Genomic DNA, 25,994 nt, shown 5'->3' with positions numbered 1-25,994 from the left:
GATTCACCCAATGCGTTTTAATCTATTTAATTCAATTTTTGCCGAATGTCCTCGGCGTGGATGGGCCGCAATCGCATGACCTCAACAGCGAATTTTGTAAATGTAGGCGAGCGCACCAATGTGTCTGGCTCCGCACGTTTTAAGAAGATGATTGTCAAAGGCGACTTTGAAAAGGCACTCTCAGTGGCTCGCCAACAAGTAGAGAACGGCGCGCAAATCATCGACATTAATATGGATGACGGATTAATTGACGGTGTTGCCGCGATGACGCGTTTCTTGCAATTACTGGCAGGAGAACCTGATATTTCCCGTGTGCCAATTATGATTGATAGCTCCAAATGGGAAGTACTCGAGGCTGGCCTGAAATGTATTCAAGGTAAGGCCGTCGTGAATTCTATCTCTATGAAAGAGGGCGAGGCACCGTTTTTGGAACAAGCCAGAAAATGCCGCGACCTGGGCGCGGCCGTTGTTGTCATGGCCTTTGACGAAGAAGGACAAGCCGAAACGGCTGACCACAAATTTGAGATATGTGAACGCGCCTATCGTCTGCTGACAGAAACAATTAATTTCCCGCCTGAAGATATAATTTTTGACCCGAATATATTTGCTGTCGCGACGGGTATCGAAGAACACAATAACTATTCTGTCGATTTTATCGAAGCCTGTAGACGGATTAAGGCCAAGCTGCCCCACGCACGAATTTCTGGCGGATTATCAAATGTCAGTTTTGCGTTTCGCGGTAATGAACCCGTTCGTGAAGCCATGCATTCAGTTTTTCTATATCATGCAATTCCAGCCGGATTAGATATGGCGATTGTGAATGCAGGGCAGCTCACCATTTATGATGACATTCCAGAAGAGCTACGAGAGCGCGTCGAAGATGTTATTCTGAATCGCCGTGATGATGCTACGGATAGGCTTCTAGACGTTGCAGAAAAATACCGAGGTGATGGCAAATCTAAAGCGGTTGAGGTGGATAATAAATGGCGTGATTTACCTGTAAATAAACGCCTTGAGCACGCTCTGGTCAGAGGTATTACAGACTATATCGTCGAGGATACAGAAGAGGCTCGCCTTGATGCAGAGCGACCTTTGCATGTTATTGAAGGCCCCTTAATGGACGGCATGAATGTCGTAGGTGATTTGTTCGGTTCGGGGAAAATGTTCCTTCCGCAAGTCGTGAAATCCGCGCGTGTTATGAAAGCCTCTGTTGCGCATCTTATGCCTTTTATGGAGGCTGAAAAAGAGGAACTTGGCACGGCGGGTTCGTCTAATGGCACCATTTTAATGGCGACCGTCAAAGGTGATGTTCACGACATTGGTAAGAACATTGTCGGGGTGGTTTTGCAATGTAACGGCTATGACGTGATTGATCTGGGGGTGATGGTGCCCTGTGATAAAATCCTTGCTGCCGCAAAAGAAAACAATGTCGATATGATTGGTTTGTCAGGTTTAATCACGCCGTCATTAGATGAAATGGTTTACGTTGGTAAAGAGATGCAGCGATTGGGTATGGACATGCCCCTATTGATTGGCGGCGCTACTACATCCAAAACGCATACAGCCGTTAAAATTGATCCGGCTTATGAAAAGGGTCAGGTAGTGTATGTAACGGATGCCTCCCGTGCAGTCGGCGTTGTAGGGTCTTTATTGGGCGAGGAGTCACAGGACTATCAAAACAAGATTAAAGGGGAGTATGTCAAAGCGCGTGAGGCCCATAATAAAGGCCAAACGGCCAAGGTCAGACTGACCTTGAAAGAGGCGCGGGACAACCCTTGGCTCCCAAAAGAGGGCTGGGATAATTTTAAACCGCATAAGCCAAGCTTCATTGGCACAAAGACCTTGTTGGACTACCCGCTCGAAGACTTAAGAGACTATATTGATTGGACGCCGTTCTTTGCCACATGGGAATTGAAAGGGCGTTATCCAGCTATTTTAGACAATGAGCGTTTCGGCGCCGCGGCGAAAGATTTGTTCCGCGATGCGAATGCAATGCTTGATGACATGATTGCAGGCAAATGGGTAAAAGCAAATGCAGTGTTTGGGTTCTGGCCAGCCAAGAAAAGCGGTGATGATATTGATGTTTATGCCGACCCAGACATGAATGAGAAATGCGCGACATTTCATGGTCTGCGTCAACAGATTAGCAAAGGGTCTCAAGCCAAGCCAAATTATGCCATTTCTGATTTTTGTTCTCCGAATGGAGATTATATCGGAGGGTTTTGTGTAACGGCGGGCCTTGGTGAAGAAGCTAAATCCAAAGAATATGTCGCGGCGGGTGACGATTATAATTCTATTCTATTCAAAGCGCTTTGTGACCGTTTGGCTGAGGCCTTCGCTGAACATTTACATAAACGTGTTCGGACAGAGTTTTGGGGGTATGCTCCGGATGAAACAGCTATGGGTGAGGATCTAATTGCAGAGAGATATGCTGGAATTCGCCCCGCGCCAGGGTACCCAGCACAACCTGATCATACAGAAAAGGCAACCCTATTCAGATTGCTGGATGCCACAAAAGAAACCGAAGTTGTTCTAACACAAAGCTTTGCAATGCATCCCGCGAGTTCTGTGTCGGGTCTATATTTCGGACATCCAGAGAGTGTGTATTTTGGTGTTGGGAAAATCGAAAAAGACCAAGTCGAAGACTATGCACGGCGCAAGGGAATGAGCGTAGAAGATACAGAGCGTTGGTTGTCGCCGATTTTAAATTATTAATGCTCAGGTGAAAATGGTCAGAGCTGTGAAGATAAACATTAAGGCGGTCATCACAGCAATGCCGACATAAAGAATGCCCCGCAGAGGGGAGCCTTGTATTTCATCTTCTTCAAGGCCAATCTTTGCAAAAAATTTGTCAAATATATGTGTCATTTTCCGCTCTAGATTTAACGCAGATACTGTGTTCCTTTATTTGTTTGACGGCGGGCCGCATTGGCTTCCCGCCGTCTCACCGCCCCGTAGGAGGTTTTACGCGGCGCAGTCTTTACCGGTATAAAGACCCGTAAGTGTTGCTTTCCGTAAATTCGCTTTTTCTAAATCTTTTTGGGCTTTTTCGACTTTTTTGGCCCCTGAATTTGCGAGGCTATCAATCGCGCTTTTTGCAAATAGCCCCCCAAAAGGTACTTTCATCAAAGCATTGGCGGCCCCACTATGGACAGCAGCATGAGAGGCACCGGTGGCTGCGGCTTGCCCAGCCAAAGAAGACCCTCCATTATTAATTATTTCGGTATAGGCGACGATATTGGCATCAATTTCGTTCATTTCTTCTGCAATAGCTTTACATTTTTTGTTTGTTTTCGCGCGCCTCACAATAGGTGTTGGCGTTGGCTCGGTTGATGCCGCAGCATCAGGGAGGGGCGCAGACACGACGCTTGGCGCTACGGTCTGTGGGCTGACTTGATTGGAAACAGTCTTCATAGCAGCATCTTTTGCTAGGCTTTTCGCGAGGCCACCCGTAGAGGCGCCGCAAGCGGATAAAGACACAGCCAGAGCGCTGGCGAGTAGAAACTGTGCTGTTTTTCGAGTGGTTGTCATGTGATCCTCCAATACTGTGTTATCTGAACAGTATGGTTTTGGAGGCCTCAAATGGGACTGGCATCATCAATATTGATGATGTTTTGCGGTATTCTTTAGAAAATTTCTATTTTTCTTTATTTAGGGTCATTTTAAAGAGCGTCTTTATTTAGGGGCATCTTGGCGCTGCAGACTTATATTCGCCATCAAGGCCACAACTTCGGCTTGGCGGCTACACCCTGTCTTTTCCATTACATTTCGTAACTGAGTACGCACTGTGGTTATAGCAACATCACCGTCCTGAGCGATATTCTCCAAGCTATTCCCTGCGGCCAGTCCTCGGGCGACCCGGGCTTCGGAGGCAGTGAAATCAAAGAGCGAGCGCACGAGTTCGACAGGGGGGACATGTTTCACATTCAATGGTGTCATAACAAAGACGGCGTAACTATGCGCAAATAAATCATGGGCGGAACGGCTTATGGGAATTATATGTCCGACATAGCTAGGCTGTCCGTCTTGTCCGCGAATAGGGAAAGAACGGATAACTTTTTCGGGGTGAAGCGATAGAGTCTCTAAAGCCGTCACGAGTAAATTATTGGCCTTTTTATCCGAAAGCGCCATGCGGTTATTCGCGCCCCAGATGATATATTCAGACGCTGTATCGTCTAAATGACTAGATTCAACAACATGGCCTTCTGAATTCAATAACAGGGTAGGTAATCCGATTTTGTTTAAGGCTTCACTAGCGCCTTGAGCGGCTTTTAAACCAAGCCTTGCGGAGACGAGGGCGCTTCTGGCGATATGGGGCCGCAGCGAATTTAAGTGATGGATATGTTTCCGCTCTAACGGGCCATGTCGATGAGAGCGTTCAACGCTAAAGACGATATTATCACCCGTGGGGACTTGAAACCCCGTACCTGCTGAACAGCCCAAATCTCTTGGTCTAAAGAATTTTTGATAGATTTCGTTGGATTGGAATTCTTCTTCAGTCCAATAATCATTTTCAATCATGAAAGAAGAGTGCGCTTTCTTAAACATACAAAGTTTGCGACCGCATCGACTGAACCAACCGCCTGTCACATAGCTATGAAAATCATCTTCAATATCATCAGAAGATGTCCAATTAAGGATCCGATCTCTTACGGTGAATAAGAGCCCTCCACGGGCTTCTGTTTGCGCTGCGATTTCATCAAGAATTGAAGGCCAAAGTTCAGGGATGAACGATGCCTCATAAATACGGTCTATCGTATCTGCCTGCATGGAATGCCCCCATTAAATCCACGCATAACCGTAAGAATTCATATAGATTATGTCAATGAGACAGCTTTCGGGTTTTCATCAGGTCTATTCTCTGCCCTGTTGTTATAAACGGTAGACATTAAAAAGGCCCGGCAATTTTGCCGAGCCGATTTCATGAAAATGAAACTCTTGTCTAAGTCTCTTATTCTATAAGTCCCTTATTCGGGGCCTTTTTCTTTGAGTTTTCAGGACGTTATTTAACGGCCATTAAAACACGTTGGCCTTCACGCTCAACGGACAAAGCAAATGGTCCTGATTTATTTGCAATACGGCTTTCAAAATCCTTTAGGTTTGACACATCTTTCAAATTGACCGAGCGGATGACGTCGCCGCGGCGCAGGCCAGCGCGATAGGCTTTGGAGCCGTTCTCGACAGACATGACGTAAACGCCTTTCTCGCCGCCGCGTAGTTCCACATCATCAGGAATGTCGCCTATTGAGGCGCCGGAAAAAGCTTCCATCGCAGGAATGTCGTCGACAGCTTCGGCCGTAAGGATTTCGCGGTCTTCCTCGACTTCGGCCACTTCGATACGGGTAGTTCGGCGCTTACCATCGCGAATATAGGTTATGTCCGTCCGCGTACCGGGGAGGACAAGACCAACCGCATTACGGATGTCAGAACTATCTGAAATTTCATCGCCATTAAACCCGACGATAACATCACCTTCTTTCAATCCAGCTTTATCAGCCGGTGTACCTTCGGAAACAGAACTAACCAAGGCGCCATTAAGTGTTGTCAGGTTGAGCGACTCTCGCAAGGTTGGCGTAATATTTTGAATGCCAACGCCGATACGGCCACGGCGAACCTCACCATTTTCTTTTAACTGCTCAACGACAGACGTTACAATGCGGGTTGGGACAGCAAAACCAATACCGTTATTCCCGCCAGAGCGCGATAAAATAGCGGTATTAATACCAATCAATTCACCTTTGGAATTCACCAGAGCCCCACCAGAATTGCCGGGGTTAATAGAGGCATCTGTTTGAATATAGTCTTGGTAATTTTCAGCACCGCCTTGGTCTCGGCCTAAGGCACTGATAATGCCAGAGGTCACAGTCGAAGATAGGCCAAACGGGTTGCCCACGGCGATAACATAATCGCCCACACGAACATCACGGCTTTTGGCGAATTTTAATTCAGAAAGGTTTTTCGCATCAACTTTGACAAGGGCGATATCTGTTTTCGGGTCAGAGCCGATTAATTTGCCATCTAATTCTCGTTTATCTTCGAGAGTGATAGTGATGCGATCGGCATCTTCGACGACATGATTATTCGTAACGATTAAACCTTCGCTCGCGTCGATGATTACGCCCGAACCCAAGCCGCGTGTGGGGCGGTTCTGAGCTTCTGGTAAATTACCGCCAAAAAAACGGCGTAAGAGATCTTCTTGGCTGCTATAGTCTTGAGAGGCGGGTTTGCTCGTACCTTCCACGTCGATAGAGACAACGGCAGGGGTGATGCGCTCTAATAGCGGCGCCATCGTCAGAACGCCGCGATTGTTATCAATCGTCAAGACGCCGCTTTGACCGATAGCGGGGCTGTTTGAATAAACGCCTTGGGAGATTGCAATGGGCGCTGCGATTAGCGCGATACCACTGGCTGCAATCAAGAGAGATTTGCGCATAGGGGGACTCCTTAAATCTTAACTAAGTTAATCTGTTGTCAATTTAATAGCGGTGACGCCGACAACAAGAGGTCAGGACAGAAGATGAATGTAGTTTAATAAGCCTATTGGCCCAAATCAAAGAGATACAAACGCAAAGGCCTTGTTTTTGTGTCTTATATCAAGGTGTATTCGACTCGTCTCGCGAGATCATTTAACTTTTCACAGGCCTGTAGTTTCGGGAGTTTCGGGGGGGGGACTTGGGATGTCTGTGGGATCTCTAGTTATGGGATGTCTAGTTATATGGGACGAGCCGTTTTATCACCCTCTCGCCGTCAAACCTTTCTTGAAAACTTATTGTTTCATTCCTTAAAGTTGACTGATAGGGCCTTTATATGAAAACTTCTTATCGCTCATTTTTATCCCGTTTTTCAGTGGCGGCTATTCTTTTGCCCGCCTTTTTGGTCGCATGCGCAGACAATTCTCAACCTCAAAATGAGAAGCTTGAGAGCCATTCCAGTCCACAAGTAAGTTTTGTTGATAACCTTCAAACGCTTTGCGGCAAAACTCTAACAGGGGCCGTCGTAAGCCAAGATCCGCAAGATGTGGACTGGCGAGCAGAAGCTTTAACGGTGGGCCCGATTGATTGTACTGAAATGGGGGCTGTCATGCCATTGGCAGTCGGTGAAGACAAAAGCCGCGTTTGGACAATTTCAAAACAAGAAAACGGATTGAAATTGTCTCATGCCCATACTCTCAAAGATGGCTCTCCTGATCCTGTCACAGCTTATGGCGGCACGACTGAAGATATAGGCACAGCGACCAAACAGCATTTTCCTGCTGATAACTATTCAAAAACACTCTTCGCTACTCATGGTCTTGACGCTTCAGTGACCAATGTTTGGAGTCTTGAAATCATCCCGAATAAAATTTTTGCTTATGAACTCAATCGCGAGGGACGCCATTTTCGGGCTGAGTTCGATTTAGCGGCGCAAAATTCACATTAATCGTACTAAGGTTGTCTTTAAAACGGCGCTCTTAATAGTCAGTCGCAAGTTTACGTTCGTTTTTAACGGCCCTTCACATTTGCGCGGGTAATATACGCGATTTTCAAAGGGTTATGCGTTGACTATATCGGACAGAGTTTTAGGTTGCGCTCAAGTTTAATAAGGACCTTTCTATGTCTTCATCGTGGAATGACAAACGGCCAATGTCGCCGCATTTGCAGGTTTGGCGTTGGCATCCCGCCATGCTTTCCTCAATTCTTCATCGCGCCAGTGCAATCATAAGCTATGTCGCGCTTTTCCTTGTTGCGGTAGGCCTAGTGTGTCTGGCTTGTACAGGCGCGCTCCCGCTAGAAGGACTGATTTTTAGCCCATTAGGCGTTATTGGATTTGCAATCTTTGTTTTTGCCTTTGTCTTTATGGCGCTTGCACAGCTTCGCCATGCCATTTGGGATCGCGGCGCGATGCTAAACCCAGAGCTTAATAACAAGCTCTCTTTCGGCATGATTGGTTTGGCTGTTTTAGTCTCCGGCATTTGCGTCGGCTTGGTAATTTAAGGGGCGGATCATGGCACACGGAAAAGGGACTTCTCATCACAAGCTTCACGGTTTTGTGGGTTGGGGATTAATAATTGGCCTGCCTTTCGCACTGTGTTGTGCGATTTGCGCCGTTAACTCTGGTACGGATATTTCGCCATCTGCGGGTTTCATATCATGGTTGTCGTCGCCTGTTGGCGCATTGGGGCTCTTGGCCTTTGCAACGGCGGCCATCTGGTATTGCAAACTTGAAATGGACGAAGTCATTATGGATTACTTTGGAGGAAGCCTCCAAAAATTCGGTTTACTGAAAAATAAAATTGTCGCCTTTTTGATTTGGGCGGCGCTTGCCTATGCGGTCATTAAATTGGCCTTTCTCTAGGCCTAGAACGCTTAGACACAGAATAACAATATTTAGGATAGTCATATGACTAAATGGATTGATCATACATTTGATGTTGTCGTTGTTGGCGCGGGTGGCTCTGGCCTTCGTGCAACGCTGGGGTCGGCGCAGTCGGGCCTGAAGACAGCCTGTGTTACCAAGGTTTTCCCAACCCGTTCACATACAGTTGCGGCGCAGGGCGGTATTGCGGCCTCGCTTGGCAATATGGGGCCAGATGATTGGCGCTGGCATATGTATGATACGGTTAAAGGGTCTGATTGGCTGGGTGACCAAGACTCAATCGAATATCTTTGCCGCGAAGCGCCCAAAGCTGTTTATGAACTAGAGCATTGGGGTATGCCTTTCTCGCGTACAGAAGAAGGTAAAATCTATCAGCGTCCATTCGGCGGTATGATGCAGAATATGGGTGCAGGCCCCGAAGCGCAGCGTACATGTGCTGCGGCTGACCGGACAGGTCATGCCATGCTTCACACACTTTACGGTCAATCGCTTCGCCATGATGCAGAGTTCTTTATCGAATATTTTGCCCTCGATTTGATTATGGAAGACGGTGAATGCCGCGGTATCACGGCTTGGAAGCTTGATGATGGTACGCTCCACCGTTTCCGCGCTCAGACAGTGATTTTGGCAACGGGCGGTTATGGCCGTGTGTTTTTCTCTGCAACCTCTGCGCATACATGTACGGGCGATGGTAATGCGATGGTTTTACGGGCGGGTCTGCCTGTTCAAGATATGGAATTTATTCAGTTCCACCCCACAGGGATTTACGGCGCGGGCTGTTTGATTACCGAAGGGTCTCGCGGTGAGGGCGGGTATCTTACAAACTCAGAGGGGGAACGCTTTATGGAGCGTTACGCCCCATCGGCCAAGGATTTGGCATCCCGTGATGTTGTATCGCGCGCTATGACCATCGAAATTCGCGAAGGCCGCGGCGTCGGCCCGAATAAAGATCATATTTTCTTGCATCTCGATCATCTTGACCCTGCAATTTTGGCTGAACGTCTGCCAGGGATTTCAGAGACAGCTAAGATCTTTGCGGGTGTGGATGTCACCAAAGAGCCTATCCCCGTTTTGCCGACCTGCCATTATAATATGGGCGGTATCCAAACCAATTATCACGGCGAAGTCGTCACGAAAAAAGGGAAGAACCCTGATAGCGTTGTAAAAGGCCTCATGGCTGTCGGCGAGGCGGCATGTGTGTCTGTGCATGGGGCGAACCGTTTGGGGTCAAACTCTTTGATTGACCTTGTCGTCTTTGGCCGCGCGGCTGGATTACGTGTAGGCGAAACCTGTACGCCGAATGCTGAGCAGCGTCCGTTACCGGCTGATGCAGGTGATTTATCTTTGAAACGGATTGAGAAATTCCGGAATGCAAAGGGCCCTAAGAAAACAGCGGAGATTCGTCTTGAGCTTCAAAAAGCGATGCAGTCGCATTGTTCTGTTTTCCGGACCGAAGAGAGTTTGGCAGAAGGCGTGAAAGAAGTGACCAAGATTGCGGCGTCGCTGAAAGACGTCAATGTCTCTGATACCACAATGGTTTGGAACACGGATTTGATGGAAACTTTAGAGCTTGAAAACCTTCTGTGCCAAGCCATGGTGACGATTACGTCTGCTGACAATCGCAAGGAATCTCGTGGTGCGCATGCCCATGAAGATTACCCAGATCGCAATGATGGCGAGTGGATGAAACATACATTGGCTTGGTATGATAGTGAGAAAAACAAAGTCAAAATCAATTACCGTCCAGTTCATGATTACACGATGACAGACGGCATTGACTATATTGTCCCTAAGAAACGCGTTTATTAGGTTCTGATTTATTTGCATTTAACCCCGCTTATGGCGGGGTTTTTTGTACCTAAAATTATTGCATAGCCTCAGTACAGTTGGGATTGAGGCTTGTATTCTCTTGATGGTGTTGAATAGTCTGCCAAAAAAGAGAGCGCTATGGAAACCCTTAATATATCCCGCGACGTAGAAAATTCTTCGGTTGCTATCCTTACCCTTAATCGCCCAGAAGCGATGAATAGTTTTAATATTCAAATGTGCGAAGAGCTCATCGAAGCGTATAAAACGTTGGACGCAGATAGGTCCGTCCGGATTATCGTTGTGACAGGCGCAGGGCGTGCCTTTTGTGCCGGCGCCGATATTTCACAAGGCTTTGCAACCGTCGCAGGCGCCAATTACCATGAAGGTGTCGCCCGGGACAGAGGCGGTGAGCTTGTTTTAAGCATGTATGATTGCGAAACCCCAATTATCGGCGCCATTAATGGCGCGGCTGTGGGGATTGGTGCGACAATGCTCTTGCCGATGGATTTACGTATTGCCTCTGTCACGTCCAAATTTGCCTTTCCATTTGCGCGCCGCGGCATTGCTTTTGACGGCGCCTCGAGCTGGTTCCTGCCTCGCTTGGTCGGGTTTGCCAAAGCCCAAGAATGGATTTTGAAGGGCAGTATATTGAAAGCGGATGAACTTGTTTCTGCGGGGCTCATAAGTGAATTAAAAGCCCCAGAAGAAGTCTTGCCTCATGCGCTGAATGTCGCCCGTGATATTGCCCAAAACTGTTCTCCGACGTCTACAATCAATAATAAGCGCTTATTACGACATTCAATGCAAGGGTTTGGCGCTATGGACGAAGCGCCATTTAAAGCGCATATAGAAGAAAGCGTTTTATTAGAAAAAGCGTTTGTATCTGAAGACTGTAGAGAAGGGGTAACGGCCTTCTTTGAAAAGCGTAGCCCAGAATTCAAAGATTATTCTGAATGAGCTGAGGCTACGCAAACATAAAGGAAAATGTCATGCCTCTTAATCGTCGCCATATATTGATTGCGCTTCCAAGCCTTAGTCTTGCTGCCTGTGAAACTTTAGATCCTGCTATCCTAGAAGGCGTCTTAGGTTCAGGTATGTTATCCCAAGCGGAGGCGGCCTCTGGTATCCGAGCGGCATTAAATAATGGCATCGGCCATGCCATCAGCACCGTTGGGCAAGATGGCGGGTTTTTAAATAATAGCCGTATTAAAATTCCTCTGCCGCAATTTTTACAAGACATACAAAATGTGTTGCAGCCGATTGGCGCGGGTGGTTTGCTTAATGATTTACAGGCGCAGCTAAACCACGGCGCTGAAAAAGCGGCTCCAGTCGCTAAGGATATTTTTGTTGATGCCGTGTCGGGATTATCTATCCAAGATGCGATTTCAATCGTTCGGGGCCCAGATAATGCGGCGACATCATATCTTCAGGAAAAAACATCGGCGCGTTTAACAGATTTGTTTTCTCCGATAATGGGCAATGCGCTTCAACAAACAGGTGCGTTACAGTTAATGGATCAACTGGCGGGACGACTAAATAGTGTTCCCTTTGCGCCGAGCTTGGGCGCGGATGCGAAGACAAGCCTCATCCAACATGGTGTGGATTATGGACTGAAGGGTGTATTTACATATATCGGTGATGAAGAAAAAGCGATTCGCGAGAACCCCGCCAAACGTACAAGCGAGATTTTACGCCGTGTATTCGGGGCGGCGAATCTCTAACGCGTTTCAATGTGGCGATGAATAATTCAGCGCGCAGGCGAAAGGGCGGTGTCTTTTTCACCTGTGATAAGGTGTGAATCGGTCAAAACTGAAATTAATTGAAATATCAATTAGTATTATGAGGGGTTTTCCTATATAGTTTTTGACAAGAGGGGAGGTCGTTATAATAATGAAAACACCGTCAATTTCGCATAAGGGGCACTTATGACACGCGAAGGACTGCTGACTTTTAAACTGTTTAAACAGGGTGTACCGGATAACGACCTTACCCCCTCACCAATTCATGATGGTGCGGAATTCATTTCAGGGGCTTTACGCGCCGTAGAAAATACCACGCAAAAAATCAGAGAATCTGTTCAGAGCGACATGGCGGATACATTAAATTGCAAGCGCGATGCACTCTCTTTTATGTGGGCTGAACGCGTACAAGGTGCTGCGACTTTGGATTGCGAAATTCCTGACTTTCGCGCCGCATTAAATGATAGAGAAAATACGGCTTTCGCCGCAGAATAAAACCATGAAAACACCATAAAGCCGCGCCAAGCTCGGCTGTTTTTTGCCATTTTCTTCTCGCACTCCTTTCGTCTAATCTTACTCTATCTGACTGTTCAGATGACTGACGAAAGCCAATGCTATGACCCAGATGACCACGCCGCCACCTATACCTAATGGAGCTTTTAAACGCTCCCGAGGCCTGAAGCTGATTCTTATATGTTTCCTTGTTCTATTAATGGCCATTCCGGCCATGTTTATTTCCTTTATCAGTTATGACCGATCACACCGCGCCGAGGAGGTGACGCGCACAGTCTCTAATCGCTATGGCGGTCCGCAAACAGTGACGGGCCCTATATTGGCTGTGCCCTATGTGTCCAAAGATAGTGAGGGCAGGATAAGCCGTAGCGGGGAATATATTATCTTCGCCGATCAGGGGTTGGCCTCATTCGATAATATAGAAACCCAGACCCGCAAACTATCATTATTCCGAGTGCCAATCTTTACGGCAAAGGGTGTGATGACGGCGCATTTTGATAACCCCGCTGAAATAGAGCCAGATGGAAATTTAGAATTATTATGGGAAAGATCACGTCTCTTAATCGCGCTATCTGACGTCAGAGGATTAAAAAAAGACATAGAGCTGCGCGTTACGGGTCAGGCCGGCTTACGGCGGTTCGAGCCTGCTGACACGGCTCATCTTCCACTGGGCGATGTTGTCTATGCAAAAGATGCCTCACTTTATGGGTTAAATCGTGTGAATGGGAATCAAACCTTTCTTTCCGTGCCCGCGCAGGACTTAATTCAATCTGGAGAACCTTTATCTGTCGAGGTGTCTCTCGAGCTTGGCGGGGCTAAGACGTTTAGCATTCGCCCTTATGCCCGTTCCACCCAGGTTAAACTCTCTTCAGATTGGCCTGATCCTGGTTTTATCGGTGACCTTCCACCTGATAACCGCGAAATATCAGATACAGGGTTTCAGGCGGAGTGGAATATCCCGTATTTGCGACGTGGTATTCGCGGGCAGGGTGACACAGACGTTCTATCGTCTTTGATGAAAGCTAATGGACTAATGGGCGTCAACTTTGTCGCGACGAGCAATCCATATCAAACGGTCAATCGGGCCTTGAAATATTCTGTACTCTTTATTGGCCTGGTCTTTTTGGCCTATTTCCTTTTGGAAGTCATAATCGGCGCGCCAGTGCACCCCGCTCAATATTTGTTGATTGGTTTGGCGCAAGCGATTTTCTATCTCCTCTTACTCGCTTTTTCAGAGCATATCGGATTTACGGCCGCGTTCATGTTATCCTCGGCGGCTACAGTCATGGCAACAGCAGGCTATGCAGGCGCCGTATTTGGAAGCCGTAAGTATATTTTACGAACAGCTATCGTCTTTGCCTTAGTGTATGGCTTGCTCTTTGTCTTGATGCGTATGCAAGATTTTGCGCTGATGATTGGTGCCTTAACAAGTTTTGTGGCTATTGCAGGCACGATGTATTTGACACGCAATCTCAACTGGTATGGGGATAAGTCCGAATTGCGCTAAAGCCCTAGAAAAACGTAAAAAAATACGAAAATGAAGGGGAAGCATAAGCGGTTTCCCCTTCGTTTTTAAAGCGAGCCACTGTATAGTGTAGCCGAATTACGAAGGTATAAGGTCAATAATGGTTCAGCTCACCCTACCCAAGAACTCCAAAGTCCGTAAGGGCAAAACGTGGCCAGCCAAATCTGGTGGCACGCGCGTAAAGACGTTTAAAATTTACCGTTACGATCCTACCGATGGTGGTAACCCTTATTGGGATCATTATGAAATTGATTTGGATGAATGCGGCCCCATGATTTTGGATGCCTTGTTCAAAATTAAAAATGAAATTGACCCCACACTAGCGTTCCGTCGGTCTTGCCGTGAAGGCGTTTGCGGCTCTTGCGCCATGAATATTGGCGGGCGAAATACTTTGGCTTGTACCAAAGGTATTGATGAAGTTGGCGGTAATGACACAATTACTATTTCACCGCTTCCGCATTTGCCTGTTGTCCGTGACCTTGTTCCAGATTTATCTAATTTCTACACACAATACGCCTCTATTGAACCTTGGCTCCATACGTCGACGCCTCTTCCCACCGAAGAAATTAAGCAGACGCCAGCGGATCGAGAGAAGCTTGATGGATATTACGAGTGTATTCTTTGTGCGTCTTGTTCAACATCATGTCCGTCATATTGGTGGAATGGCGACCGCTATCTTGGGCCAGCGGCCTTGCTTCAGGCCTATCGTTGGCTCGTTGATTCACGCGATGATGCAAAAGACGAACGTCTTGATAAGCTCGAAGACCCTTTCAAGCTCTATCGTTGCCACACAATTATGAACTGCGCCAATGTTTGTCCAAAAGGACTAAACCCCGCTAAGGCAATTGCAGATGTCAAAAAGATGATGGTGGAACGCGCCTAGTTTTTGCTGATTTAATACGTCGCCTAAGACTTAAATCTTAGGCCATAAAAAAGGCCCCTTGATGTAAAATCAAGGGGCCTTTTTTGTGAAATATATTCAGGGGTATTATGTCTTTTGGGCTGATTTAATACCTTGGAGGATAAGCTCTTCTGCTTTGGCTTTATCTTCCCAACCCAAAATTTTGACCCATTTGTCTTTTTCCAAGTCTTTATAATGTCCAAAGAAATGCGGAATGCGATCTTGTAGGACTTGCGGCAAGTCTTTGTAAGATTGGATATTGTCGTAATATTGCGTCAATTTATAATGCGGAACAGCGACGATTTTCTCATCAATTCCAGCTTCATCTTCCATCATTAAAACACCGACAGGGCGAGCGCGAACAACGCACCCAGGCATAAGCGCCCGTTGGCCAACGACTAAGACGTCTGTTGGATCGCCATCATCAGAAAGCGTATGGGGAATAAACCCATAGTTACAAGGATAACGCATTGAGGTGTATAAAAAGCGGTCTACAAACATGGCGCCGGACTTTTTATCCATCTCATATTTGATTGGCTCGCCGCCCAGAGGGACTTCTATAATTACGTTAATATCAGAAGGCGGGTTTTCCCCAGCCTTGATTTTATTCATTTTCATGCGTTTTTCCCAATTTCGGGGTTTACATAATGGGCCAAAGCCCTTGTTCTTGCGAGTTCTAGCGCGCTTTACTCATGATGCAATAGAGGACAGAGAAAATAGAGTGGTCACGTTGTCGCAAATACCGCCCAAGCCCCAGAGGTTATCATGATGATGCCAATCAGGACGTTAAATATGCGTGCCGCCTTTGGTCCGCGTAAAAGGCGCTTTATCCATTGGGCCCCCGCCGCATAAACAGAAAGACCAAACATTTCCAACAGAGTAATGGTGACAAGCATCGTAAAAAATTGCGGTGCAAGGGCGAGATCAGCGTCAAAAAATTGTGGGAGAAGCATACCAAAATATACGACGGGCATAGGGGAGGTGATTTGCAGTAAGACCCCTTTGGCATATAGGCGAGAGCGGCGAGGCGCGTCGTCTGCATTAACATCCAAACTAGGGAGAGGCCCAAACATGGTCGATAGCCCCATCCAAAGCAGGACAACTAAGCCCAATATTTTGAGCGCAAACATTGCAGTCGGGTAGAGTTCAAACAGCACAGCCGTTCCAGAGGCCGCTAATAACAGCCAGATGACATTCGCTGAGGCCACTCCCATCGCAGGCAAAAGGGCAGGTTTGAACCCATATCGAAAAGAAGAGGCCAAGACAAGCATGACAGCTGGGCCAGGGGTCAGGCCGCCGACAAAAAATAAGGCCACAAGGGCAAGCCAAACATCAACCGACATAAAGTTATCCGCTTTCTAGCCAATTACAGAGCTCTATAACCCCAGTGGTGAATGCCTTGTTCCAGAGATTCAAGCAATGCAAATCTCAGATAGAATTGATTGTCGTCGCCGAACCTCAACCGCAATGGCTTGGTGAGAAAAAGTGATATTTCATCGCAATTGTTTGGGAAATACAAACGGTCTGTGATAGCGGTATGGCGTGGAAACTAACCAAGATAACAAGGCCTATGATGGGGCCGATAAGGCGCAGACAGACGCCCCCCTTAAAGGTATATTCTCTCAGGTCAGAGAAACCGCGAGAGGGCAGACTGTGGATTTGAAGACAGTCATAGAAGCCTTTGGCAATCGTGCCTTTGGGCCTATTCTCTTACTCTGTTCGCTGTTTTTACTGACCCCTCTGGGCATGTTGCCGGGTGTCCCGATAGCCTTTGGTTTGATCGTGATTTTATTCGCCCTACAACTTCTCTTTAGGCGGCCTCATCCTTGGATGCCTGAAATATTAGCCAAAGTGAAAATCACGCCCAAAGCACTAGACCGCGCCGATAAATTTGCGGGGCCGTGGCTTGATCGTATTGATAATGTCGTCAAGCCTCGGGCGGAATGGCTTGCCCGTGGGCCTATGCTGTTGATTGTTGCGATTGTATCAATCTTATTGGCTATCACGATGGCGCCTCTGGGCGTTGTTCCTTTTGGGGTTGTCGTGCCCGCCTTTATCATTGGTTTGCTTGGCTTAGGCATAACAGGCCGGGATGGTGTATTCATCGCTTTGGGGTTGCTGCTGAGTTTCTCTGTCCCCGTAATGATAATGAATTTAGTGCTCTAGCTCGCTTCTTTATCCATTAAGTCAATCGTCATGCGCGGCTGTGATGATGCGCTGTGATTTTGATCTTTTGCTGCTTCACCTTTTAAATATTCAAGAGCGATAAGCAGGTCTTTGGTGATAACAGGTTTAGTCAAAAAGACATTTGCGCCGGCTTCGATACAAGCAATATTGTTTTCAGCTGCGGCATCGGCTGTGAGCGCCAAAACAGGGGTGTTGGCCCATGACTGGCCGCTTTGACGAATTCGACGTATCGTTTCTACGCCGTTCATGCCGGGCATTCTGATGTCCATAATAACGACATCAAAATCATAGTCTTCTAATAATTTGAGGGCGTCCGGCCCATTATCTACCGCGTAGCAATTAATATGAGCGGCATTTAGCATTAATTCAATGACGTCCTGATTGGACGCAACGTCATCGACGATGAGAATGCGGCTGTTTTTAAGCGATGCTATAACCGTCTTCATTTCTGGAATATCAGCAAGGGCGGGCGGTAAGGGCTGTTGTTTACGCAGCGGCGCGGGTTGAATGGCCTTTGTGGAGTCTGTGTTTTCGGTTGGCGACGAGGCAGGCGGAGCGGTGGGGGCTGGCGCCTTGGATGCAAACGCATTTAACGCATCAAAATCATCTATTATGATTTCATCTTGGTCCGTCAGTTCGAAGACACTGTCCTCATCTGTGACGAGGTCTATCTTTGAGAGAGGCTCTTCTAGCGCAAGGTCAGTTTTTGAGGGGTTTGACTGCGAGGTCGCATCCAAAGCGCTATACACATATTCTTCAGCGCCGATATCAGGGTTCAAACGTGTCTGTGGGCGGCGAATGGTGCGGCGGTCAGCGCTCGCATCCTCTCTTATTTTTTTCCGTCTTTCTCCTCGGTTTATTTTTGTGGGGGCAAATGGCGCTACCTCAAAGCCTTGTTGTTCAAACGGTACGGCCTGAGGGCCAGAGAACGTGAGCGTAAATTCAGAACCGCGGCCTTCGCGGCTTATCACGGTGACATCGCCGTCCATCATGCGGGCCATAGCGCGCGCGATGGCAAGACGAAGTCCAGAACCACCATGTTTGCGTGTCATAGAGGCATCGGCTTGTAGGAAAGGTGTGAAGAGCTTGCTTTGAACATCTTCGCTAATCCCTTGCCCTGTGTCGGCGACAATGACGGAGAATTTAACTTGGCCCGTCTGTGGATCTGTGGCCGCGTCTAGGTGTAAATGCACACGGCCTTGTTCGGTAAACCGTACTGCATTGGATAACAGCGTATCGATACATTGTGACACGCGAACTGGATCCAATTCAACGTGCGTATCAACGGTTTTGGGGATGTGATATGTAAAGGTTAACCCTTTGGCGACAGCCTCTTTGTTCCACTTTATCGCGAGTTCACGAGCGATGCTGCCGACCGACATCTCTTGCGCGACAAGCTCCATCTTACCGCCATCCAAACGGGACATATCGATGATGCTCTCGATAAGATTAAAGAGAATATTGCCAGAATCCAAAATAATTTCGGCCCGCCCGCGCGTCTGCTCGTCGGATGAATGAGACGCCATAATATCAGCTAATCCGATAATCCCGTTCAAAGGCGTCCGCAGTTCATGGCTGACTAATCCTAGGAATTCGGTTTTCATGCGGTCAGCGCTTTCGGCTTCTTCCGTTTTTATCTTTAGCATTTTTGAAAGTTTGTCGCGGTGACGGGCGAAAAGTATCGCAATAACGCCCATCGACAAAGCTAAGGCGGATAGCGCCATAAGAAGGCGCGAGATTTTTTGTTGTTGATCGAGCCGTGTCTGAATAAGCGCCGCTTCGCGTTTTAATGCGGATTCACGTTCGGCTTGGCGCTCGCTTGAGTTTTCAAGGCTGGCGAGGAGCTCAATCGTGTTGTTGCTGCCATCCATCAAAAAGCGCTTAACCCGATCATCATAACGCTTATTCATCAAGGTAAGAGCGTCATCAGCTCGCCCTTCTTTTAAGGCAATGAGGGCCTGTGTATAAAGGCCCTTAGCGCTGGAGTTAGCGCTTTCGGGTATTGATTTTAGAAGCGACCTTGCTTGGGCGGTCTCTCCTAATCCAGCATGAGCCGAAGCCAAATTCATAAGCGCCGCGGTTTTCAGTGTTTCGTGCTTAACTTGGGAAAGTGCTTTTTCCGCCGCGGTTTTCGCTTTTTGATATTGGCCGATATCAATATAAATGCCCGAAGCATGCAAATAGGAAAGACCTGGGCTGGTCGAGCCATATTTGTCTTCTAGGCGCACAAGAGTTTGCACGAGATAAAGGCGGACTTCATTGTCACGCCATGCATTATGGGAATACATCAAATTATTCAGTAGCTCGATACCATCAACAGGTTGATTGGCGGCTAGTTTGAGTTCAATGAGGCGCCGTGTATTTACTAAAGCAATTTCTTTATTGAGCTGTAAGTTTTGCAAGTAAGCAATTAGGCCTGTAGCGCTTATTCGCGTATCAATGGCTTCGGATGATATTTCATTTGGTATTAAATTTAATGCAGATTCAGCAATTTGTAATGCCAGAGCATTGTTTCTATTATGCGTGTGAGTGACAGATAATAAGCGCATGGCATGAAACCGCACTAACCAGTGTTCCGTCTCAGGTATCTCTTCAAGGTAATGAACAATGGTTTCGTAGTTATCTGTGACTCTGTTGAAATTAAAATACTCAGAGTAATGCGTGAATAACTTTAGAATTCCTTCGTCATATGGATTTTCATTTTTGATGGCTAATTGCTCAAGGTTTTCAAGTGCGCTTGAGAACTTTGCCCGGTCGCCAAGGGGTAGAATATTTACAATCTGTGAAACGGCTTCGGATACAGTGTTTGGCTGTTCTGCAGTCGAGGCTGAGTTAGTAAGTACGAGTGATTGGTCTTCAATAAGGCGAGCAATATCAGCCACTGTAGGAATTGTTTCACTTTCCACAGTATCTGAAGGTAAGGTTTGGGCATGACTTAATGACGCTGTAGTAGCTGTCAAAAAGATCGTTGCAACTAAACCTATGAATGCGTTTTGGCAAAATGCCATATGTGCCTCTATAATATGAGGCCCATTAATAAATAAAAAAGATTAAAATATAGTGGCTGAAATAAATATTAATCATGAAAAAACCCGCCTAGAGGCGGGTTCTATTTAAAGTTTTTAAATTCGATTAAAAGTCACCAACGATGATTGGCTGTCCGCCAGTTACGACTTCGATTTCTTCGAGAGTTAGCTCACGCATAATACTATCTTTCTCAACTATTATAAGTACCCCTATTGATACTCACCATTAAGACACCAGAAACCATAATTTAAATCAAGAATAAATCGTCCCAATTGGGCACAAACTATGGTTAACGCATTGTTTTGGTTGAAATTTCAAACACTATACGCGCATTAACTATATTTTTTGGGGAATTAAGGCTTATAAATTAAACTTATAGGCGAATTAATTAATCGTGATGACAGAATCTGAAGCCTCTATAAATGCGGGGCGATGCGCGACGATAACGCGCGTAATGTTCAGATCTTTAATCACCTCAACAATGGTTTTTTCCGTCTCTACATCCAAATTAGCTGTGCCTTCATCCAAGAAAAGTACCTTTGGATTTTGGTATAAAGCTCTGGCCAAGAGGAGCCTTTGTTTTTGTCCGCCTGATAAAATAGAGCCCATATCGCCCACAACCGAGAGATAGTTCATCGGTAATTTGGCGATAGTTTTGTGGATTTGCGCCGAAGCGGCCGCCATTTGAACACGCCTCATATCCATTTCCGGGTCGAAAAAACTAATATTATCGGCGATAGTACCTGATAAGAGGCGATCATCCTGCATGACGACCCCTATCTGTGACCGCCAGTGATTAAGGCCAATATCCTCCAAGGCTTTACCGTCAATTTCAAGGCGTCCGCTATTAGGCGCGTAAAGGCCTAGCATGAGTTTCATTAAGGTTGTTTTTCCGCCTCCGCTTTCCCCGGTTAAGGTCACCATAGCGCCCGCAGGAATATGCAAAGAGGTGTTTTCTAAGACCCAAGGATCAGATTCGGCATAGCGAAAGCTAACATCGCTGAGGCGAATATCACCTTGAATTTTATGCGGTTCAGCAGAGACGCTTTTTTGGGTTTCCGCGGTTTCAAATATAATATCGGACAGGCGATCCAGATGAAGCGAAAGCAAACGAAACTCTATCCCTTTTTGCAAAAGCTGAGAGAGACTATCCGTGAAATATTGGCGATAGGCCAGAAAGGCCACCAACATACCAAGTGTGAAAAGGCTACCCTCTGCCATCATTAACGTCGCCGCCGCCCAAACAACAATAACGATCTGAAGACCATTAATGAGCGTTTCGGCAAATTTTTGTAAAATTAGATAGCGGCCATAATCAACGCTCGCATTGATGAAGTCTGTGTAAAGATTGCGCCAAGCGGCCTCGCGCTCAGACTCTCGGCCAAAGAGCTTAACTGTGGTATTGGCCCGAATAGATTCAATGACATGCGTGTTTTCTACGGCTTTGGCAAAAATGGCTTCTTCTTGTGTGCGGCGCAAATGCGGATAAATCAGTAAAGTTGCTATGATAAGCAAGGCCGCACTCGCGAGGACAATCATGCCTAATATGGGGGCATAAAGAAACATGACCACCAACATTAACGCCGCCATAACGCCATCAATTAATACAGAGACAACGGATTGTGTGAGAGCTTCTTGAATGGGTTTGGTGCTGCTCATGCGGCTGATGATGTCGCCGACATGACGTTTTTCAAAATAACGTGTGGGCAATCGTATTAAATGCCGGAAGACGTTTCCGACCATTTGCAGGCTCATCTGATTGCCATAGATTAAAATGGCCCAGCCTCGAACGGCTTCACTGACGGCCCGTAAAATTGCAAGCCCGCCAAAGCCCAGAGCCAGTCCCAGTAACAGGCCGACATCCTTATTTGCTAGGGCGCCATCAACAACTAATTGTAGATAGAATGGGCTGGCAATAATGATTAATTGCAGGACTATTGAGAGGCTGAGAGTTTGAAAAATCGCGCGTTTTAAACCGACAAGGCGCGACCATAACAGTGAGAGATGCGGGCGCAGCCTATCATCTTGCGCTGAGAACTCTGCTGTAGGCGTTAACTCCATGGCTACACCCGTAAAGTGCTTTGACACTTTGGATAATGACATGACACGCAAACCGATACCGGGATCGATAAGAGTGACTTTGTCACCTTTAACCGATTTCAACACGACATAATGATTTAAATCCCAATGCAAAATGGCTGGCGTTTGTACTTTTTCAAGCTGATCTAATTCGACGCGCAAAGGCCGAGGGGCGAGATCTAACGTACCGGCAATTTTCATCAAACTACCCAGCGAACTCCCTGTCATGGAAATTAAATGCCGACGCCGCATGACATTTAAATCAATATCATGACCATAATAACGGCCAATCATGGCCATACAGGCCAATCCACATTCTGTCATTTCGGTTTGAAGAATGACGGGAAGCTTATGGTTAGAAAATAAAGTCATCCGAGAGTGAGTAACCATTTAATCACGCTCATAGAGCCAGCTTCAGTCTCTACTTGGAGGCCGAACAAGATGAATAGAGCGAGGAGAGCGATAAGCAAAATAAGGCCTGTCAGAACCCATGTACTTAATGCGCTACGGAGTACGACCTCTCCATATAAAGAGCGGGAACGATTTTCGAGGGCTTCTTTGCGAAACAAATCAGACATAAATTGGGCGTAATGTTATTCGCCCAAATATGAAAGTAAGATTTCGCCTCAATCATCCTTATGAAAATGATCTCAGAATGGCGGCGATAAAGAGTTAGGCCGTAACAAGTCGTTTGTGAGGGAAATTTATTTAAATCACGCCTTCTTTTTCCAAAGCAACTGGGCCCGTCATAATGACGTGATTATCATTTTCCTGCCAATCAATATATAATGTGCCACCATCAACGACGACCTCTACTTTACGGCCTGTACGTTTTTGTCTGTGCGCGGCGACAACTGCGGCGCAGGCTCCCGTACCGCAAGCGAGAGTCATGCCCACGCCGCGTTCCCAGACTTTTAAACGAATCTTTTCTTTGCTCTCGACTTTGGCAAAGCCAACATTCGCTTGCTGGGGAAAGAGAGGGTGAAACTCTATCATGGGACCGACTTTTTCTGGTTTCGCAGTCGTAAAGTCCTCGACAAAGAAAACACAATGCGGATTGCCCATGCTAACCGCGCCGGGATTATGCAAGACGGGCTCATCAATAGGGCCGACTTTTACATCAATATGATGGGTATGCATGGGTTCTTCGAGTGGAATTTGATCCCATTCAAGTTTTGGAGGGCCCATATCAACGGCGACTTGGTACGTATCGACCAGTTTACACTGCAAAAGCGCATCATTGGTTTGGACAACACAATTGTCCGTTTCAGCATCGCGCATAAAAAGCCAAGCTATACAGCGGGTCGCATTGCCGCAGGCATCAACTTCAAAGCCTTTTTGATTGCGAATTTCCATGAATATATCGGCGTCACCTGATTTTGGCGCGCGCATGATAATAAGCTGATCGGCGCCCTTTGGCCCCATAATATCACTGCCAGGCGCACAAATAGCCGCCGTTTGTGCATCAGACAGGGTGAAATCGCTTTGTTCTCGGGCATCGAAAACAGCAAATCTATTACCTGCGCCATTCATGATTAAGAATTTCATGCCTTGCATATAGGGTGCCTGACAGCGAGGCGCAAACTCCGCTTTGCTCAAGGCTGTAAAAATGCCAAAAGAGGCCAATGAATAGAAAAGGGAGATGACAATGCAATTGTCAAAACTAAAAACTAGCCTGCTCGCAGGGGCAGCATTCCTGCTTACAGCTTGCAGCGGTAACAGCTTGGATGAAACAGCCGAAAACGCGGCCAATAAGATGAAAGATAAAGCCTACACAATGATAAATTACGAAACGCCAGGTCAGACAGATGCAGACCATCTTTATCTGGAAGAAGTCTTAGGCGAAAAAGCGCTTGCCGAAGTGAAAGCTTGGAATCAATCAACCCTTGACCGCTTAATGGCCGATCCGCGTTTTGAGCCCATGCAGGCAGAAGCTCTCGAAATATTAAACTCAAAAGATAAGATTCCTTATGTGTCTTATCGCGGCGGAGAGGTGCATAATTTCTGGCAAGATGCTGATCATGTGCGCGGCATCTGGCGCAAATCAACTTTGGACAGCTATCTCGGCGATAATACGGTTTGGGCAACGGTGTTAGATTTTGATGCGCTCGCCAAGGCTGAAGATAAAAACTGGGTCTATAAAGGCAATGATTGCTTGGGGCCTGATTATACAAAATGTATGGTAAGCCTTTCTGATGGCGGTAAAGACGCCGTTATTCGCCGCGAATTTAATGCCGATACGGGCGAATTCGTAGAGGGCGGATTTGTGACCGAAGAAAGCAAAGGCACGACGTCGTGGCTTGATGAAGATAGCTTGGTTATCGGTGTCGATTTCGGTGAAGGCACGATGACAGATTCAGGCTACCCCATGATTGCAAAATTATGGAAACGCGGGACACCTCTATCAGAGGCCATAGAATTGGGCCGCGGAGAGAAAACTGATGTGGGTTATTGGCCCGGCGTTTTTGAGCTCTCTGATGGCCGCCGCGAAATTGTTGTATCGCGTTCTGTCACCTTTTATGATTCAGAGACATTCTGGGTCCCCGTTAAAGATGGCAAAATTGGCTCGCCTGTGAAATTCCCTATTCCACAGAAGTCAAACTTAGGCAGCGAATTTAAAGGCCAAGTGCTTTTGTCTCTAAACGAAGATTGGCGCGGATTTAAATCAGGTGACTTGGTCAGTTTCTCTATTGATGACTTTATGGCCGACGGCGAAATCAAAGATGTAAATTTGGTGTTCAGCCCTGATGAGAAATCTTCGCTGAATGGTTACGGCGCTACAAAATCAAAAGTCCTCATGAGCGTGTCTCGCGATGTTGCTGGAACGGCTTATGCTTTTGATTGGGACGGCAAAGAATGGACGAGTGAAACGCTAGATTTCCCGGCGAATGGCTCTGTCAATATTGGGGCGACGAATGACAAAGAAGATGTGGCTTTCATCAGCACTGAGAGCTTTCTGACCCCCGACACGCTATGGACATTTAATACAAACACGATGGAAAAGGCTGAGGCTAAATCCCTGCCATCATGGTTTGATGCGTCGAATATGGTGGCCGAGCAATTCTTTGCTACGTCAACAGATGGAACGAAAGTCCCTTATTTTGTTGTCCGTAATAAAGAGACGAAAATGGACGGCACGAACCCGACTTTGCTCTATGGTTATGGCGGCTTCGAAATCTCTTTGAATCCAAGCTATAGCGCCACGCGTGGTAAGCTTTGGCTAGAACGCGGCGGCGTTTATGTATTGGCAAATATTCGCGGCGGCGGAGAATATGGTCCGAAATGGCACCAAGCCGGTTTGAAAACTAATCGTCAACGTATCTATGATGACTTTATCTCAGTTGCCGAAGATTTGATTGCCAAAGACATAACTTCACCGGCGCATTTAGGTGTCGAAGGTGGGTCGAATGGCGGTTTGCTGACGGGTGTGATGTACACACAGCGCCCTGACTTGTTCAATGCAGCCATTGTTGCCGTGCCATTGCTTGATATGATGCGTTTCCACACACTCTTGGCTGGTGCGTCATGGATGGGTGAGTATGGTAATCCAGAAGATGCTGTCGAAGGCAAATTCCTACGCTCTATTTCGCCATATCATAATATTGCGCCAGAAGGGGACTACCCCGAAGTGTTCTTTATTACATCGACCAAAGATGATCGTGTTCATCCTGCACATGCCCGCAAAGCGGCAAAGCGGATGGAAGACCAAGGTCATGATTTCCTCTATTACGAAAATATTGATGGCGGTCATTCTGCGGCGGCGAATTTGAAAGAAACGGCGAAACGTCTGGCCTTGCAACATGTATATTTGATGCAAAAGCTTAAAGACGGCGAGTAAAGCCATTCTATAGTATAAGAT

At 46.9% G+C, this 25,994-nt stretch carries 22 protein-coding genes; 12 read left to right on the top strand and 10 right to left on the bottom strand.

Annotated features, from left to right (window positions below; translation table 11 throughout):
* Window positions 1-120: 120 nt before the first annotated feature.
* Complete coding sequence (metH, locus tag DES40_RS08425) at window positions 121-2,715, top strand: methionine synthase (RefSeq protein WP_407656789.1); 2,595 nt, start codon at window positions 121-123, stop codon at window positions 2,713-2,715.
* Window positions 2,716-2,718: 3 nt separating this feature from the next.
* On the opposite strand, the gene DES40_RS13200 is transcribed toward metH, so the two are convergent.
* The 4 genes from DES40_RS13200 to DES40_RS08410 form a co-directional block, all read right to left on the bottom strand.
* Window positions 2,719-2,868 carry a hypothetical protein gene (locus DES40_RS13200; RefSeq protein ID WP_170144937.1) on the bottom strand — a complete coding sequence of 50 codons (150 nt, stop codon included), beginning with the start codon at window positions 2,866-2,868 and terminating at the stop codon, window positions 2,719-2,721.
* Between the two features lie 96 nt (window positions 2,869-2,964).
* Window positions 2,965-3,531, bottom strand: coding sequence for a hypothetical protein (locus DES40_RS08420; RefSeq protein ID WP_121100728.1), 567 nt, complete (start codon window positions 3,529-3,531; stop codon window positions 2,965-2,967).
* A 144-nt stretch (window positions 3,532-3,675) separates the two neighbouring features.
* Complete coding sequence (locus DES40_RS08415) at window positions 3,676-4,770, bottom strand: helix-turn-helix transcriptional regulator (RefSeq protein ID WP_121100726.1); 1,095 nt, start codon at window positions 4,768-4,770, stop codon at window positions 3,676-3,678.
* Between the two features lie 232 nt (window positions 4,771-5,002).
* Window positions 5,003-6,433 carry a Do family serine endopeptidase gene (locus DES40_RS08410; RefSeq protein WP_121100724.1) on the bottom strand — a complete coding sequence of 477 codons (1,431 nt, stop codon included), beginning with the start codon at window positions 6,431-6,433 and terminating at the stop codon, window positions 5,003-5,005.
* A 374-nt stretch (window positions 6,434-6,807) separates the two neighbouring features.
* Between DES40_RS08410 and DES40_RS08405 the strand changes: the two genes are divergently transcribed.
* From DES40_RS08405 to DES40_RS08365, 9 genes are all read left to right on the top strand, one after another.
* Complete coding sequence (locus DES40_RS08405) at window positions 6,808-7,419, top strand: hypothetical protein (protein WP_121100722.1); 612 nt, start codon at window positions 6,808-6,810, stop codon at window positions 7,417-7,419.
* A gap of 173 nt (window positions 7,420-7,592) precedes the next feature.
* Entirely contained in the window at window positions 7,593-7,973 is a 381-nt protein-coding gene (sdhC, locus tag DES40_RS08400; RefSeq protein ID WP_121100720.1) for a succinate dehydrogenase, cytochrome b556 subunit, read from the top strand.
* A gap of 10 nt (window positions 7,974-7,983) precedes the next feature.
* Window positions 7,984-8,334 (top strand): hypothetical protein, encoded by a 351-nt coding sequence (locus DES40_RS08395; protein ID WP_121100718.1) that lies wholly within the window; start codon window positions 7,984-7,986, stop codon window positions 8,332-8,334.
* A 45-nt stretch (window positions 8,335-8,379) separates the two neighbouring features.
* The gene (gene sdhA / locus DES40_RS08390) at window positions 8,380-10,164 is read left to right on the top strand and encodes a succinate dehydrogenase flavoprotein subunit (protein ID WP_121100716.1); all 1,785 of its coding nucleotides are present in this window, start codon (window positions 8,380-8,382) and stop codon (window positions 10,162-10,164) included.
* Window positions 10,165-10,302: 138 nt separating this feature from the next.
* Complete coding sequence (locus DES40_RS08385) at window positions 10,303-11,121, top strand: enoyl-CoA hydratase-related protein (protein WP_121100714.1); 819 nt, start codon at window positions 10,303-10,305, stop codon at window positions 11,119-11,121.
* 32 nt (window positions 11,122-11,153) lie between these two features.
* Complete coding sequence (locus tag DES40_RS08380) at window positions 11,154-11,885, top strand: DUF4197 domain-containing protein (protein WP_121100712.1); 732 nt, start codon at window positions 11,154-11,156, stop codon at window positions 11,883-11,885.
* Between the two features lie 204 nt (window positions 11,886-12,089).
* Window positions 12,090-12,398, top strand: coding sequence for a hypothetical protein (locus DES40_RS08375; RefSeq protein ID WP_121100710.1), 309 nt, complete (start codon window positions 12,090-12,092; stop codon window positions 12,396-12,398).
* A 121-nt stretch (window positions 12,399-12,519) separates the two neighbouring features.
* Entirely contained in the window at window positions 12,520-13,923 is a 1,404-nt protein-coding gene (creD, locus tag DES40_RS08370) for a cell envelope integrity protein CreD (RefSeq protein ID WP_121100708.1), read from the top strand.
* Between the two features lie 118 nt (window positions 13,924-14,041).
* Entirely contained in the window at window positions 14,042-14,824 is a 783-nt protein-coding gene (locus DES40_RS08365; protein ID WP_121100706.1) for a succinate dehydrogenase iron-sulfur subunit, read from the top strand.
* 105 nt (window positions 14,825-14,929) lie between these two features.
* Here the strand turns inward: DES40_RS08365 and ppa are convergent, their stop codons facing one another.
* Window positions 14,930-15,460, bottom strand: coding sequence for an inorganic diphosphatase (gene ppa / locus DES40_RS08360; protein ID WP_121100704.1), 531 nt, complete (start codon window positions 15,458-15,460; stop codon window positions 14,930-14,932).
* A 107-nt stretch (window positions 15,461-15,567) separates the two neighbouring features.
* Complete coding sequence (locus tag DES40_RS08355) at window positions 15,568-16,185, bottom strand: LysE family translocator (RefSeq protein WP_121100702.1); 618 nt, start codon at window positions 16,183-16,185, stop codon at window positions 15,568-15,570.
* Window positions 16,186-16,384: 199 nt separating this feature from the next.
* Between DES40_RS08355 and DES40_RS08350 the strand changes: the two genes are divergently transcribed.
* Complete coding sequence (locus DES40_RS08350) at window positions 16,385-17,008, top strand: exopolysaccharide biosynthesis protein (RefSeq protein WP_121100700.1); 624 nt, start codon at window positions 16,385-16,387, stop codon at window positions 17,006-17,008.
* Here the strand turns inward: DES40_RS08350 and DES40_RS08345 are convergent.
* The 4 genes from DES40_RS08345 to dapF all read right to left on the bottom strand — a co-directional run bounded on the left by DES40_RS08345 (window position 17,005) and on the right by dapF (window position 23,683).
* On the bottom strand, window positions 17,005-20,037 hold the full coding sequence (locus DES40_RS08345; RefSeq protein ID WP_121100698.1) for a response regulator: 3,033 nt from the start codon (window positions 20,035-20,037) through the stop codon (window positions 17,005-17,007). The two genes, DES40_RS08350 and DES40_RS08345, sit on opposite strands and share 4 nt — an antisense overlap.
* A gap of 403 nt (window positions 20,038-20,440) precedes the next feature.
* The gene (locus DES40_RS08340; protein WP_233345540.1) at window positions 20,441-22,525 is read right to left on the bottom strand and encodes a peptidase domain-containing ABC transporter; all 2,085 of its coding nucleotides are present in this window, start codon (window positions 22,523-22,525) and stop codon (window positions 20,441-20,443) included.
* Complete coding sequence (locus tag DES40_RS08335) at window positions 22,504-22,713, bottom strand: hypothetical protein (protein WP_121100694.1); 210 nt, start codon at window positions 22,711-22,713, stop codon at window positions 22,504-22,506. The genes DES40_RS08340 and DES40_RS08335 overlap by 22 nt, the downstream gene beginning before the upstream one ends.
* Window positions 22,714-22,843: 130 nt before the next feature.
* Window positions 22,844-23,683, bottom strand: a complete 840-nt coding sequence (dapF, locus tag DES40_RS08330) for a diaminopimelate epimerase (protein WP_121102882.1) — start codon at window positions 23,681-23,683, stop codon at window positions 22,844-22,846.
* 100 nt (window positions 23,684-23,783) lie between these two features.
* Between dapF and DES40_RS08325 the strand changes: the two genes are divergently transcribed.
* Complete coding sequence (locus DES40_RS08325; protein WP_121100692.1) at window positions 23,784-25,973, top strand: prolyl oligopeptidase family serine peptidase; 2,190 nt, start codon at window positions 23,784-23,786, stop codon at window positions 25,971-25,973.
* Window positions 25,974-25,994: the final 21 nt, after the last annotated feature.

This window comes from Litorimonas taeanensis, assembly GCF_003634015.1.
Taxonomy (GTDB): domain Bacteria; phylum Pseudomonadota; class Alphaproteobacteria; order Caulobacterales; family Maricaulaceae; genus Litorimonas; species Litorimonas taeanensis.
Note: the sequence above shows the minus strand (reverse complement) of the source record. Positions and strands in the feature narration are given on the sequence as shown.

Coding starts and splice junctions, on each gene's coding strand:
- DES40_RS08325 (WP_121100692.1), top strand. CDS start 23,784: ATGCAATTGTCAAAACTAAAAACTAGCCTGCTCGCAGGGGCAGCATTC.
- DES40_RS08340 (WP_233345540.1), bottom strand. CDS start 22,525: ATGGTTACTCACTCTCGGATGACTTTATTTTCTAACCATAAGCTTCCC.
- DES40_RS08405 (WP_121100722.1), top strand. CDS start 6,808: ATGAAAACTTCTTATCGCTCATTTTTATCCCGTTTTTCAGTGGCGGCT.
- DES40_RS08420 (WP_121100728.1), bottom strand. CDS start 3,531: ATGACAACCACTCGAAAAACAGCACAGTTTCTACTCGCCAGCGCTCTG.
- DES40_RS08355 (WP_121100702.1), bottom strand. CDS start 16,185: ATGTCGGTTGATGTTTGGCTTGCCCTTGTGGCCTTATTTTTTGTCGGC.
- creD (WP_121100708.1), top strand. CDS start 12,520: ATGACCCAGATGACCACGCCGCCACCTATACCTAATGGAGCTTTTAAA.
- DES40_RS08395 (WP_121100718.1), top strand. CDS start 7,984: ATGGCACACGGAAAAGGGACTTCTCATCACAAGCTTCACGGTTTTGTG.
- DES40_RS08375 (WP_121100710.1), top strand. CDS start 12,090: ATGACACGCGAAGGACTGCTGACTTTTAAACTGTTTAAACAGGGTGTA.
- dapF (WP_121102882.1), bottom strand. CDS start 23,683: ATGAAATTCTTAATCATGAATGGCGCAGGTAATAGATTTGCTGTTTTC.
- ppa (WP_121100704.1), bottom strand. CDS start 15,460: ATGAAAATGAATAAAATCAAGGCTGGGGAAAACCCGCCTTCTGATATT.
- DES40_RS08345 (WP_121100698.1), bottom strand. CDS start 20,037: ATGGCATTTTGCCAAAACGCATTCATAGGTTTAGTTGCAACGATCTTT.
- DES40_RS08365 (WP_121100706.1), top strand. CDS start 14,042: ATGGTTCAGCTCACCCTACCCAAGAACTCCAAAGTCCGTAAGGGCAAA.
- DES40_RS08415 (WP_121100726.1), bottom strand. CDS start 4,770: ATGCAGGCAGATACGATAGACCGTATTTATGAGGCATCGTTCATCCCT.
- DES40_RS08335 (WP_121100694.1), bottom strand. CDS start 22,713: ATGTCTGATTTGTTTCGCAAAGAAGCCCTCGAAAATCGTTCCCGCTCT.
- DES40_RS08380 (WP_121100712.1), top strand. CDS start 11,154: ATGCCTCTTAATCGTCGCCATATATTGATTGCGCTTCCAAGCCTTAGT.
- sdhC (WP_121100720.1), top strand. CDS start 7,593: ATGTCTTCATCGTGGAATGACAAACGGCCAATGTCGCCGCATTTGCAG.
- DES40_RS13200 (WP_170144937.1), bottom strand. CDS start 2,868: ATGACACATATATTTGACAAATTTTTTGCAAAGATTGGCCTTGAAGAA.
- sdhA (WP_121100716.1), top strand. CDS start 8,380: ATGACTAAATGGATTGATCATACATTTGATGTTGTCGTTGTTGGCGCG.
- DES40_RS08410 (WP_121100724.1), bottom strand. CDS start 6,433: ATGCGCAAATCTCTCTTGATTGCAGCCAGTGGTATCGCGCTAATCGCA.
- DES40_RS08385 (WP_121100714.1), top strand. CDS start 10,303: ATGGAAACCCTTAATATATCCCGCGACGTAGAAAATTCTTCGGTTGCT.